This window comes from Bradyrhizobium sp. AZCC 2230, assembly GCF_036924495.1.
GTDB classification, from domain to species: domain Bacteria; phylum Pseudomonadota; class Alphaproteobacteria; order Rhizobiales; family Xanthobacteraceae; genus Bradyrhizobium; species Bradyrhizobium rifense.
Window position 1 is genome coordinate 7446492 of record NZ_JAZHRS010000001.1, and the last position, 11957, is coordinate 7458448.

Genomic DNA, 11957 nt, shown 5'->3' on the forward strand with positions numbered 1-11957 from the left:
CTTGATTTATGGCGAGGCTACCAGCCGGTAGCCGATTCCGCGCACCGCCTGCAGAAACAGCGGATTGGCGGGATCGGTCTCGATCTTGCGCCGCAGGCGGTTGATCTGCACGTCGACCGCGCGCTCGTTGACGCTGCCATTGCCGGTCAGCGCACTGCGCGGAATGGTCTCGCCCGGCGTCTCCGAAAGAATCCGCAGCATCTCGCGCTCGCGGTCGGTGAGGTGGATGACCTCCTCGCCCTGGCGCAATTCGCCGCGCTCCAGATGGTAGACGTAGGGACCGAAAACGATCTTCTCCACCGCCACGGCCTGGACCGGCGGCGCGGCGCGCTTGAGGATGTTGTTGATGCGCAGCGCCAGCTCGCGCGGCTCGAACGGCTTTGCCACGTAATCGTCGGCGCCGATCTGAAGGCCCTCGATGCGGGCCTCGGCTTCATGGCGTGCCGTCAGCATCACGATCGGCACCGAGGAGGATGTGCGGATGAACCGGGCGAGATCGAAGCCGGTCTCGCCGGGCATCATGACGTCGAGGATGAGCAGGTCGAAATGCAGGCCCAGAAGCTTTGACCGCGCATCACCCGCGCTCGAAGCGGTGGTGACGCGATAGCCTTCGGCCGCGAGAAAGCGCGACAGGAGATCGCGGATGCGGCGGTCGTCGTCGACCAGCAGCAGATGCGGGGCGTCGTCGGCCGGTTGCACCGGCGGGCGGGCGAGCGTGGCAGCGAGCGGCACGGTCACTCCTTTGAATCTTGATTGGTGGCGAAGATCGTCTCCAGCACCTTGTCCGGATCGTCGCGGTCGATCATCGCGCGCAGGAAGCGCTTGACGGTCTCGGCATCCTGCGGCGCCAGCTCGGCGAGCGCCTTGGTGATGCGCGTGGTCTGCAGGCCGGCGAGCTTCTGCACCAGTGCCTCGCCCTTCGGCGTCGCGTAGAGCAGACGCTGGCGGCGGTCATTGTCGCCGGTCTTCTGCACGATATAGTCCTCGTCCAGGAGCTGCTTGAGCACCCGGCCGAGCGACTGTTTTGTGATGCGCAGGACGTCGAGCAGGTCGGCGACCTTCAGGCCTGGATAGCGGTAGACGAAGTGCATGACCCGGTGATGGGCCCGGCCGAAGCCGAAAGCCTCCAGCTCGTGGTCGGGATCGCCGACGAAATCGCGATAGGCGAAGAACAGCAGCTCGATGATATCCCAGCGCAAATTGCCTCCATCGCCTGCCGCCGGCCGTGGCTCGGCAGCGTCTTGAGGGGGAGTCGCGAAATTTATGTCAGGCATATTGACGTATCTTGGGTTCAATGTTACAAAACGATCAGCCCGCACGAAATTTTAGGTCGTTTCGCGTCGGGTGGCATTTCTGAGAGCGGCCGGAGTGAGCCGGACAGGCGGCGACGGCCGACGCAGATCTACCGTGCGATTGTCGAGCGGCATTTCGGCAAAACATACTGGACTTCCGCCTTCCGCAAAAGCATGTCCTCGACGAACATGCTGGCCACGGAAACCGGCCGTAACAAGGCTGGCGGTGGTTCGGCCAGAAACCACATCAAGCCAGCCGGGCCCGAAAGCGGGCAGGCGGGCGCCAGAACAGCGCCGCTACCGGCAGCGGGAGGCAAGGACATGAGCATGAAATTCGACATCCAGCCCGCATCCAATCCGACTCCTGAGAAGGACCGGGTCGCCAAGCTGGTCGACCCCGGCTTCGGACGCGTCTTCACCGACCACATGGCGGTGGTCCGCTACAACCAGGCCAAGGGCGGCTGGTACGAGGCGCGCGTCGAGGCGCGCGCCAATTTCCAGATCGATCCGGCCGGCGCCGTCCTGCACTACGCCCAGGAAATCTTTGAGGGCCTGAAGGCCTACAAGCGCGACGACGGCGGCGTGAACCTGTTCCGCCCCGAGGCCAATGCGCGCCGCTTCAAGGACTCCGCCGATCGCATGGCGATGGCGCAGGTCCCCGAGGACGTCTTCATCGAGGCGGTCGAGCAGGTCGTGCGCATCGATCGCGCCTGGATGCCGGGCGGCGAGGGCAGCCTTTATCTGCGCCCCTTCATGATCGCGAGCGAGACCTTCCTCGGCGTCAAGCCGTCGTCGGAATACATCTTTGCGGTGATCGCTTCGCCGGTCGGCTCCTATTTCAAGGGCGGCCCCGCGCCGGTCTCGATCTGGGTCTCCGAGAATTACACGCGGGCAGCGGTCGGTGGCACCGGCGCCGTCAAATGCGGCGGCAATTACGCGGCGAGCCTGCGCGCGCAGGCGGAAGCGATCCAGCACGGCTGCGATCAGGTCGTCTTCCTCGATGCGGTCGAGCGCCGCTACGTCGAGGAGCTCGGCGGCATGAACGTGTTCTTCGTGTTCGACGACGGCTCGCTGTCGACGCCGCCGCTCGGCACCATCCTGCCCGGCATCACCCGCGACTCCATCATTGCGCTCGCCCGCGATGCCGGGAAGACCGTGCGCGAGGAGCCGTACTCGCTCGACCAGTGGCGCAAGGATGCGGCCAGCGGCAGGCTGAAGGAGGCCTTCGCCTGCGGCACCGCCGCCGTGATCTCGCCGATCGGCAAGGTGCGCTCGGTCAGCGACGATTTCGAGATCGGCGGCGGTGCCGCCGGCCCCGTCGCCATGGGCCTGCGCAAGCAGCTCGTCGACATCCAGTACGGCCGCACCAACGATCCGCACAGCTGGATCCGCAAGGTGTTTTGAGGCTCGATCTCTTCCCTTCTTCCCGCTTGCGGGGAGGGGGGCTGAGACTGCGGTTGCCGCATCGCGCGTCGGCTGGTAAACGCCCGCATGGCCGAAAAACCCAAAAAACCCCAGAAACTGAAGGCGCGCCTGCCGCGCGGGCTCGAGGATCGCGATCCCGCCGCGATCCGGGCGACGCGCGAGATGGTCGAGAAGATCCGCGCCGTCTACGAGCTCTACGGGTTCGAGCCGGTGGAGACGCCGGCGATGGAATACACCGACGCGCTCGGCAAATTCCTGCCCGACCAGGACCGCCCCAACGAGGGCGTGTTCTCGTTCCAGGACGACGACGAGCAGTGGATCTCGCTCCGCTACGATCTGACCGCGCCGCTCGCGCGCTATGTCGGAGAGCGCTACGGCACCGACGGTCTGGTCCTGCCCTATCGCAGCTATCGCGTCGGCTACGTCTTCCGCAACGAGAAGCCCGGCCCCGGCCGCTTCCGCCAGTTCATGCAATTCGACGCCGACACAGTCGGCTCGGCCACGCCGGCAGCGGATGCCGAGATCTGCATGATGGCAGCCGACACGATGGAAGCGCTTGGCGTCGCGCGCGGCCAGTACGTGGTGAAGGTGAACAACCGCAAGGTGCTCGACGGTGTTCTAGAAGCCATCGGGCTTGCGGGTGAGGAGAACGCGGGCCGCAGGCTGACCGTGCTGCGCGCCATCGACAAGCTCGACAAGTTTTCCGCCGACGAAGTGCGCAAATTGCTTGGCGCCGGACGATGGGATGGCGGCGAAGAAGGCAAGGGCGACTTCACGAAAGGCGCCAATCTGAGTGCGGAGGAGGCTGACGTCGTTCTCGCCATCACCAAGCCACGCGATGATTGGAAAGAGGCCATTGCGGCGGCAGAAACCTACCTCGCCAAGAGCGAAATTGGTCAAGCCGGCGTGAGCGAGCTGGAAGAGATTGCCAAGCTGGTCACGGCGTCGGGTTACGGCGTCGACCGCATCAAGATCGATCCGTCCGTCGTGCGCGGCCTCGAATACTACACCGGCCCCGTCTATGAGGTCGAACTTCTGCTCGACACCAAGGACGAGAAGGGCCGCCCCGTGCGCTTCGGCTCCGTCGGCGGCGGCGGACGTTACGACGGCCTGGTCTCCCGCTTCCGCGGCGAGCCGGTGCCGGCGACCGGTTTCTCGATCGGCGTGTCGCGGCTGCAAGCTGCGCTGACCTTGCTCGGCAAGCTCGATACGCGCCCCGAAGTCGGCCCCGTCGTGGTCACGGTGTTCGACCGCGACCGCGTCGCCGACTATCAGAAGATGGTGGCGAGCTTGCGCACCGCCGGCATCCGCGCCGAGCTCTATCTCGGCAATCCCAAGAACATGGGCAACCAGCTCAAATATGCCGACCGCCGCAACTCACCCTGCGTGATCATCCAGGGTTCGGATGAAAAGGCGCGCGGCGAGCTGCAGATCAAGGACCTGGTCGAAGGCGCCAAGGCGGCTGCCGCGATCGCCTCCAACCAGGAATGGCGCGAGACGCGCCCCGCGCAGTTCTCGTGCAGCGAGGCCGACCTCGTTTCAAAAGTGCGCGAGGTCCTCGCGCGCCATGACGTAACGTGGGGATAGCCATTCCGGCGGGCCGTCCTGCCCGGGCTTGTCCCGGGCATCCACGTCCTGTTTGATGCGCACCTTCATGAACGATCGGGGTGTACCCGGTCATCGCGACAGCAGTAGGGAGACGACAATGCCTGAGATCACCGTCAGCATGGCCGAAGGCCGCACCGACGAGCAGAAGGCCGGCATGATGCGCGACATCACGCAGGCGCTGGTGAAGAATCTCGGCGTCGACGCCGATGCCGTCGTCATCCAGATCAACGAAGCGCCCCTCCGCCACAAGATGAAGGGCGGCAAGACCTTTGTGGAGCGCGCGGCGGCTGCGAAGAAGTAGGCAGCGCTGTAGCGCCGATCACAGCTGTCGTCCCGGCGAACGCCGGGACCCATAACCCCAGGGAGCGGTTGTGGGCGCGAACTGGTAACTCCGAGTCTTCGCCAAACTTCTCCCTGTGGTTGATGGTGTGGACGGCCCCCTACGGCATCAGTGTGCCAGAATGAGGTTGTCAGAAACTCATTCACAGGAGCCGTCCGTGAACCAGATTATCCGCATTGGGATGGATACGTCGAAGTATATTTTTCAGCTGCATGGCGTTGATGCGTCTGAGCAGGTCGTGTTGCGCAAGCGGCTTAGCCGCAAGGCGATGCTGGATTTCTTTGCCAAGCTGCCGCCGACGGTGGTGGTGATCGAGGCCTGCGGGGCGGCTCATCACCTGGCGCGAGAGCTTGGCAAGCTGGGACACACGGTCAAGCTGATCGCACCGCAGCTGGTGAAGCCCTATATACCGCGCAACAAGAACGACGGGCGCGATGCGGACGGGCTGTGCGAGGCCGCAAGCCGGCCGCGGATGCGGTATGTGCCGGTGAAGACGGCCGAGCAGCAGGCCGCGCTGATGCTGCTGGGCGTCCGAGAGCAATTGGTCGCACGTCGCACGCAACTCTCCAACATGATCCGCGGGCATGCGGCGGAGTTCGGTCTGATCGCGGCCAAGGGGCTGGACAAGCTCGCCGCGTTCCTGACAGCGATCGGGCAGGACAAAGGCGTGCCGGCGCTGGCCCGGGAGCTGTTTGCAATGCTTGCCCGCCAATATGAGCAGGTGCAGGGCGAGCTGAAGGCCATCGAGGCTAAGCTTCTCTCCTGGCACCGTGCCGATGCCATGAGCCGGCGCCTGGCGCAGATCCCGGGGATTGGTCCGGTCACCGCCGCAGCGCTGGTGATGAAGGCGCCCGATCCACATGCCTTCCGCTCGGGGCGGCTGTTTGCCGCCTGGCTCGGCCTGACCCCAAAGGACCATTCCACCGCGGGAAAGACCAGGCTCGGCAAGATAACCCGTGCAGGCGATGAGACCTTGCGTCAGCTGCTGGTGGTTGGAGCAACCTCGGTGGTCAAGATAGCCAAATCGAAAGCTCGTGGGCCGAGCTGGCTGATCGAGCTTTTGAAGCGCAAGACACCGAAGCTGGCGGCGGTGGCGCTAGCCAACAAGATGGCCCGCATCGCCTGGAAGCTGATGACGACGGGAGAACACTACGACAGCGCGCGGCGTGAGGCGCGAACCGAGGCCCAAACGGCCGCCGCCGTGTGATCGAGAGATTCGGCCGGCCGGCGGGTTAGCCCACCGGCCGAACCGGAGCTGCAAGAGCAGAGGAGATGGTGCGATCGATCGTTCGAGATGCGAGTAAATCCGTGGGACCCATTGGCCGAACAAGGTCGCGTGGTTGATTGGAACTCGTGTCGCGAAAACCATCTTGGCCAGCGGTCCTCCGACAAGCCGCATCAATAGGCCGGACATATGGATGCAAGCGATCCGATCAAACATCACAAAGCTCTTGTGCCACGGGGGCCGTCCACATATGGGTCCCGGATCGGCGCTCCGCCCTGGACAACGCTACGCGTTGCCAAGGCTGCGCTTGTCCGGGACGACAGCGGAGTTTGAATGACCATGGACGCACGCGACTTCATCAAAATCGGCATGAGCGCCGAGCGCACGCTGGTGGTGCCGGCCGAGCGGACGGTCGGGCATTTCGTGCCCGGCATGCCGATGATCTATGCGACGCCGATGATGATTCTGGAAATGGAGATGACGTCGGGCGATGCGATCCGCTCCGCGCTTCAGCCGGGCTGGGTCACGGTCGGCACCGAGGTCGACATCCGCCATCTCGCCGCAGCCTTGGTCGGCGCGACGGTGCGGACCACTGCGAAAGTGATCGCCGTCGAGCGCCGCGTCATCCGCTTCGAGGTCGAGGCCTTCGAGGGCACGCGCAAGCTCGGCGAAGGCCGCCACGCGCGCGGGCTCGTGAATGTCGAGACGTTCAACAAGCGGTTGGGCGCGTAGCGGCGGGCTCGGTACCGTAGGGTGCGCAAAGTCGCGAAGCGCCGTGCCCACCATTCCTTCGTGATGGATACAGACCGTGGGCACGCTTCGCTTTGCCCACCCTACGGCACCTGTTTACTTCGCGAGCTCCTTCGACCGCTTCGTCGCCGCCGCGATCGCGCGGATCATCAGGTCGCGCAGGCCGGGCTCGCCCATCAGCACGCCGAGCGCCGCGGCGGTGGTGCCGCCGGGTGAGGTAACGTTCTGGCGCAGCGTGCTGGAGGGAAGATCCGACTGGTGCAGCAGCTCGCCGGAGCCCGCGACCGTTTCACGCGCGAGCTTTGTCGCGAGTGCCTCGGGCAGTCCCGCTTCGACGCCGGCGCGCGCGAGTTCTTCGGCGAGCAGGAACACATAGGCGGGGCCCGAGCCAGAGACGGCGGTCACCGCATCCATCAGGCCTTCATCCTCGACCCATTCGACCGAGCCGGTGGCGCGCAGCAAGGCATCGGCGACCGCACGCTGGCCGGCGCTGACGTTCTTCGCAGCAACGGCCACCGTGATGCCGCGGCCGATCGCGGCCGGCGTGTTCGGCATCGCGCGCACCGCGGCGCCGCCGCAGATCTCTTCGAGCGAGGCGATCGTGGTGCCCGCCATGATCGAGACCACGGAGGTTTTTTCCGAGACGAACGATTTCAGCTTGGTGCCGGCCTCGCGGAACATCTGCGGCTTCACCGCGACGACCATCGTCTCGACGTGGCCTGCCGCCTTCACATCCGGATTGAGCGCGACGCCCTTGGCGGCCAGCGCGGTGATCTCGGGAGAGATGAAAGGATCGACCACCGCGACGCGGCGCGGATCGAGTCCGCCCGCCAGCCATCCGGTCAGCATCGCACCGCCCATCTTGCCGGCGCCGGCGAGGAGGATGGTTCCGGTGATGTTTTGGAGAGTGTTGTTCGCCATCGCTGTTGCCAATCCGTCGTCCTGGCGAAAGCCAGGACCCATTACCCCAAGGGGTTCTAGTGGATGGAGGTGTTGGCAACAAGCGTCGCGCGACATGGAGAAATCACGCGGTATGGGTCCAGGCTTTCGCCAGGACGACGATGAGGAAAGCGTTGTCCGTCCCTCACCGTTTCGGGCGCGGCCCTACGCTTCGCCCACCGTATCGAACATCGCCGCGTCCATCGCCTGCGCGGTGGTCTTGCCTGCCCACACCACGAACTGGAACGCCGGAAAATAGCGTTCGCAGGCATGGATGGCGCCGGCGAGCATGGCTTCGCATTGCGCGGTCGAGGCGGTCAGCCCACCCGGCAGCACCAGCGCCTGGCGGTGCATGATCATGCCGGTGTTGCTCCACAGGTCGAAATGGCCGATCCACAATTGCTCGTTGATCGCGGCGACGAGCCGCTGCACTTCGCCGCGGCGCGCGACCGGAATCTTCATGTCGAATGCGCAGGCCAGATGCAGCGCTTCGATCTCGCCCATCCAGGTGAACGAGATCTGGTAGTCGGTCCATTGTCCCTTGGAGACAATGGTGAGTTCGTCTTCGCCGGAGCGTTCGAACGGCCAGTTGTTGCTGGCAGCGATATCCTCGACCACCGCGAGCGGATGGCTTTTGGAATCGATAGCGCCTTCGAGCAGGGACATGCCGTCTCGACCTCTTGCCTTTTTGTTGTCTTTGATACGCACGCGGTTGGTCCGGCGCGCGCTCCCTTAGATATCGCTAAGGAGATCCCCTCGGAGTCGCTTTCTGCGATCTCCTCGGAGTCGCTGTTGCGATCCCGTGATCAGCGCGGGCTTGTCGCGGATCAACTGATGTGATTTGCGGAATCTGCGCAACCGGGTCCCGAGTCCGTCCACAAGCCAGGACTCGTTCGTCCACAGCTCATCTCGGCCACAATTATTAACGAAAGGAACAAATCGGAGTCGGACTCCCGGACCGCGCACCAATCGTTAATTCCGCCCCGCGAGGGCCGGCCCGCCATAGCGGCATGGGACCATGCAGTTTTTTGCTGCGGAACACGCTTGCTGCGGCCCCGAACCAGCGTCATATTTCCGTTCAGGCCGTTCATTCCGGACGGCCGATGTTCTCAGGGCGGGGTGAAAGTCCCCACCGGCGGTAAGGGTCGCAAGGCCCAAGCCCGCGAGCGCCTTCCCCAAAGCTTTGCCGAAGGGAAGGGTCAGCAGATTCGGTGCAACTCCGAAGCCGACGGTTAAAGTCCGGATGAAAGAGAACGGTCGGTGGCAGACGCATCGTAGGATGCGGCTGTTTGTCGTTCCGTGTGCCCTGATTCTGGTCCTTTGAAGGAAAGCCATGAATCAGATGTTGCAAGATCCCCAAACCGAAACGTCCCAGACAACCCAGCCGCCGGTTCCAGTTGATCCGCCGGCGACCGAGCATCCGCGTTTTGCAAAGCCGCAGCGGGTGGCCTTCGTGCAGGCCTGCTGGCACCGCGACGTGGTCGAGGAAGCCCGCATCGCCTTCATCAAGGAGGCCGAGGCGCGCCATCTCACCCATGTCGACGTGTTCGAGGTGCCGGGCTCGTTCGAGATCCCGCTGCATGCGCAGGTCCTCGCCAAGACGCGGCGCTACACCGCGATCGTCGCGGCCGGCCTTGTCGTTGACGGTGGCATCTATCGCCACGAATTCGTCGCCGACACCGTGATCAAGGCGCTGATGGACGTGCAGCTCCGCACCGAGGTGCCGGTGTTCTCCGCTGTGCTGACGCCGCAGCAATTCCACGAGACCGAAGTGCACTACGATTTCTTCCGCAGGCACTTTGCGATCAAGGGCGTCGAGGTCGCGGCCGCCTGTGCGGAGACGTTGCACGGCCTGGAGCGCCTGCGCGGCCAGGTCGCGGCGGGAATTGTGTGAGCCGCCCCTTCACACGCCGCTGATTGTCAATCCCGCCGCCGTCCCTATAAAGTCGGCGGCGGGAGGAGGCCGTGCCGTGGAGACGGGCGGCCGACAAGATCATGTTCGAAGGACACGATCCCTATCTCGTCGCGCTCTCTGTGGCGATCGCGAGTCTGGGTGGCTATACCGGCTTTGCGCTTGCTGCTCGCATCCGCAACACGCCCGGCGTCAGCAACCGCGTTCTGCTTGCGGGGGCGGCTGTGTTTCTGGCCGTCGGCATCTGGACCATGCATTTCGTCGGCATGCTGGCCGCGCCGCTGCCGCCGGACACGGTCTATCTCGTTCTTCCCACCATCATCTCGTTCCTGATCTGCGCGCTGGTGGTCGGCATCTCGCTTTTCTTTGTCTCGATCGGCGAGCCGAGCTTGAAGCGCGTGGCTTCGTCGGCGGTGCTGCTCGGTGCCGGCATTGCGAGCATGCATTATGTCGGGATCCACGGGCTGGCTGGCCCGTTCGGCATCGTGCACGACCCGATCATGGTTCTTCTGTCGGTCGTCGTGGCCATCGTCACGGCCTATGGCGGCCTGCGCGCGTTCCTGGCGCAGCAGGAAGGCGTTCGGCTGATTGTCAGCTCGATCGTTTTCGGTATGGCCGTCTCCGGCATGCATTACACCGCGATGCTGGGCATGCATTTCGAGCCGCTGACCGGCACGGCGCATCACCATGCCGGCGGCGGCCTTGCCGCGTCGCAACAAATCCTGTCGATCATCGTGGCTGTGCTGTGCTTCGTCATTGCTGCCGGCTTCTTGCTGTCGCTCGTTCCCGATCAACGGCGACAGGCTTCGGCTCCTGTCGCCGTTGATCCGGTTGCTCCGTCGGTCGCGCCGGCCGTGGTATCCGCCGCCCCTCCGCGGCCAATGGCGCCGCTCGGCGGCCTCGGTCAGCCGCCGCGAGCGCCGGTTCCCCGGCTGCCGGTCGAGAGCGCCGACGGGACGCACTTCATCGAGACGGCCAATGTCCGCAGCGTGCGCGCCGATGCGCATTACACCCGCGTCCATGACGGCACGCGGGAGCGGATGTGCCCCTGGTCGATCTCCGAGGCCGAGGCGCAGCTCGATCCCTCGCTATTCTTGCGTGTGCACCGCAGCCATATCGTCGCGATCCCCCATGTCGCGCTGGTCCGCAAGGAGGGCGACGGCGCCGTGCTCGAGCTCGACGGCCCATCGCCGCACCGGGTGCCGGTGAGCCGCGCCAAGATCGCCGAGGTCAAGGCGAGATTGGGGCTGGTGAACAGGCGGCAGGCGTAGGTTACCGAACTCCGCTCTCTCACTCCCTCGCCCCGTTCTTACGGGGAGAGGGTGGGGTGAGGGGCCTCCATCCACACGGGCGATCGTCGTGAGACCTGTACCCCCTCACCCGGATTGCATCTTGCGATGCAATCCGACCTCTCCCGCAGGCGGGGAGAGGTGAAGACAAGCGCCATACGTCGCCGCCCCTGACGCAATTCGTGCGCTTCCACCCGCAATTCGTGCGAAATCCGCTGTTCCGTGCCCGAATGATTGCGGGCCGCTCCGCCGGGAGTGACCGTCCCCTCCAACGTCGGCGCCGTCACGCGCAAAGGACGACGAGGAGGAGATGATGATCCCGGGCTCATTCAGCTATCACCGGCCGGCGAGTGTCGCCGACGCCGTCAAACTCTTGTCCGACCTCGGCGAGGATGCGCGGCCGCTGGCCGGCGGGCACAGTCTGGTGCCGATGATGAAGCTTCGGCTTGCCACCCCCGCCCATCTGATCGATCTGCATGGCATCGCCGCCCTGAAGGGCATCAGCCGTAACGGCAACAATCTCGTCATCGGCGCGATGACCACTCAGCACGAGTTGCTGGCCTCCGACGAGGTCGCAAAGTCGATGCCGATCCTGCATGAGGCGGCGCTGCTGATCGCCGATCCGCAGGTGCGCTACCGCGGCACGATCGGCGGCAATGTCGCCAATGGCGATCCCGGCAACGACATGCCGGCGCTGATGATGACGCTGGGGGCGAGCTATCGCCTCGAAGGCGCCGGCGGAGCCCGTGACGTCGCCGCCGCGGACTTCTATCAGGGCGCCTATTTCACCGCGCTCGAGCCCGGCGAGATCCTGACCTCGATCTCGGTCCCCGTGCCGGCGGCCGGTCACGGCTACGCCTACGAAAAGCTCAAGCGCAAGGTTGGCGACTACGCCACCGCGGCAGCCGCTGTCGTGCTGACCATGTCCGGCGGCAAGGTCGCGACCTGTTCGATTGGTCTCACCAATGTCCATGAGACGCCGCTGCTCGCCGCTGACGCCGCCAAGGCCGTGATCGGTACCAGCCTCGATGCGGCGACGCTGAAGAAGGCGGCCGCCGCGGCCGAAGCGATCATGGCGCCGGCCGCGGATGCCCGCGGTCCCGTCGAATACCGCAAACATGTCGGCGGCATCATGGTGACGCGGGCGCTGCAACGCGCCGCTTCTGTCGCGAAGTAA

Annotated in this window: 12 protein-coding genes and 1 riboswitch; of the genes, 8 read left to right on the top strand and 4 right to left on the bottom strand. The window is 65.0% G+C overall.

Going from position 1 to position 11957, the window contains the following annotated elements; all coding sequences use genetic code 11:
• Positions 1-6: 6 nt before the first annotated feature.
• Together V1280_RS35555 and V1280_RS35560 are read right to left on the bottom strand one after the other, a co-directional pair.
• Positions 7-738, bottom strand: coding sequence for a response regulator (locus tag V1280_RS35555; protein WP_148777651.1), 732 nt, complete (start codon positions 736-738; stop codon positions 7-9).
• Entirely contained in the window at positions 735-1274 is a 540-nt protein-coding gene (locus V1280_RS35560) for a MarR family winged helix-turn-helix transcriptional regulator (RefSeq protein WP_442895185.1), read from the bottom strand. The genes V1280_RS35555 and V1280_RS35560 overlap by 4 nt, the downstream gene beginning before the upstream one ends.
• A 339-nt stretch (positions 1275-1613) precedes the next feature.
• On the opposite strand from V1280_RS35560, the gene V1280_RS35565 reads away from it, so the two are divergent.
• The 5 genes from V1280_RS35565 to V1280_RS35585 all read left to right on the top strand — a co-directional run bounded on the left by V1280_RS35565 (position 1614) and on the right by V1280_RS35585 (position 6622).
• The gene (locus tag V1280_RS35565) at positions 1614-2696 is read left to right on the top strand and encodes a branched-chain amino acid aminotransferase (RefSeq protein WP_334535315.1); all 1083 of its coding nucleotides are present in this window, start codon (positions 1614-1616) and stop codon (positions 2694-2696) included.
• An 87-nt stretch (positions 2697-2783) separates the two neighbouring features.
• A complete protein-coding gene (gene hisS, locus V1280_RS35570) occupies positions 2784-4304 on the top strand; it encodes a histidine--tRNA ligase (RefSeq protein ID WP_334535317.1) in 1521 nt (506 codons plus the stop codon).
• Positions 4305-4371: 67 nt separating this feature from the next.
• Complete coding sequence (locus tag V1280_RS35575) at positions 4372-4626, top strand: tautomerase family protein (protein ID WP_283813012.1); 255 nt, start codon at positions 4372-4374, stop codon at positions 4624-4626.
• A 196-nt stretch (positions 4627-4822) separates the two neighbouring features.
• Positions 4823-5872 (top strand): IS110 family transposase, encoded by a 1050-nt coding sequence (locus tag V1280_RS35580; protein ID WP_334520477.1) that lies wholly within the window; start codon positions 4823-4825, stop codon positions 5870-5872.
• Between the two features lie 357 nt (positions 5873-6229).
• Positions 6230-6622, top strand: coding sequence for a thioesterase family protein (locus V1280_RS35585; protein ID WP_334538489.1), 393 nt, complete (start codon positions 6230-6232; stop codon positions 6620-6622).
• Positions 6623-6736: 114 nt separating this feature from the next.
• On the opposite strand, the gene proC is transcribed toward V1280_RS35585, so the two are convergent.
• Both proC and V1280_RS35595 read right to left on the bottom strand, forming a co-directional pair.
• Positions 6737-7561 carry a pyrroline-5-carboxylate reductase gene (gene proC / locus V1280_RS35590; protein WP_334535320.1) on the bottom strand — a complete coding sequence of 275 codons (825 nt, stop codon included), beginning with the start codon at positions 7559-7561 and terminating at the stop codon, positions 6737-6739.
• A gap of 183 nt (positions 7562-7744) precedes the next feature.
• Positions 7745-8245, bottom strand: a complete 501-nt coding sequence (locus V1280_RS35595; RefSeq protein WP_148777657.1) for a YbjN domain-containing protein — start codon at positions 8243-8245, stop codon at positions 7745-7747.
• 435 nt (positions 8246-8680) lie between these two features.
• Positions 8681-8838: riboswitch (FMN riboswitch) on the top strand.
• A 74-nt stretch (positions 8839-8912) separates the two neighbouring features.
• Between V1280_RS35595 and V1280_RS35600 the strand changes: the two genes are divergently transcribed.
• From V1280_RS35600 to V1280_RS35610, 3 genes are all read left to right on the top strand, one after another.
• The gene (locus V1280_RS35600) at positions 8913-9473 is read left to right on the top strand and encodes a 6,7-dimethyl-8-ribityllumazine synthase (protein ID WP_334535323.1); all 561 of its coding nucleotides are present in this window, start codon (positions 8913-8915) and stop codon (positions 9471-9473) included.
• Between the two features lie 101 nt (positions 9474-9574).
• Positions 9575-10762, top strand: coding sequence for an MHYT domain-containing protein (locus V1280_RS35605; RefSeq protein ID WP_334538490.1), 1188 nt, complete (start codon positions 9575-9577; stop codon positions 10760-10762).
• A gap of 331 nt (positions 10763-11093) precedes the next feature.
• Positions 11094-11957 carry an FAD binding domain-containing protein gene (locus tag V1280_RS35610; RefSeq protein ID WP_334538491.1) on the top strand — a complete coding sequence of 288 codons (864 nt, stop codon included), beginning with the start codon at positions 11094-11096 and terminating at the stop codon, positions 11955-11957.

Coding starts and splice junctions, on each gene's coding strand:
- V1280_RS35575 (WP_283813012.1), top strand. CDS start 4,372: ATGAACGATCGGGGTGTACCCGGTCATCGCGACAGCAGTAGGGAGACG.
- V1280_RS35560 (WP_442895185.1), bottom strand. CDS start 1,274: ATGCCTGACATAAATTTCGCGACTCCCCCTCAAGACGCTGCCGAGCCA.
- hisS (WP_334535317.1), top strand. CDS start 2,784: ATGGCCGAAAAACCCAAAAAACCCCAGAAACTGAAGGCGCGCCTGCCG.
- proC (WP_334535320.1), bottom strand. CDS start 7,561: ATGGCGAACAACACTCTCCAAAACATCACCGGAACCATCCTCCTCGCC.
- V1280_RS35585 (WP_334538489.1), top strand. CDS start 6,230: ATGGACGCACGCGACTTCATCAAAATCGGCATGAGCGCCGAGCGCACG.
- V1280_RS35600 (WP_334535323.1), top strand. CDS start 8,913: ATGAATCAGATGTTGCAAGATCCCCAAACCGAAACGTCCCAGACAACC.
- V1280_RS35605 (WP_334538490.1), top strand. CDS start 9,575: ATGTTCGAAGGACACGATCCCTATCTCGTCGCGCTCTCTGTGGCGATC.
- V1280_RS35595 (WP_148777657.1), bottom strand. CDS start 8,245: ATGTCCCTGCTCGAAGGCGCTATCGATTCCAAAAGCCATCCGCTCGCG.
- V1280_RS35565 (WP_334535315.1), top strand. CDS start 1,614: ATGAGCATGAAATTCGACATCCAGCCCGCATCCAATCCGACTCCTGAG.
- V1280_RS35610 (WP_334538491.1), top strand. CDS start 11,094: ATGATCCCGGGCTCATTCAGCTATCACCGGCCGGCGAGTGTCGCCGAC.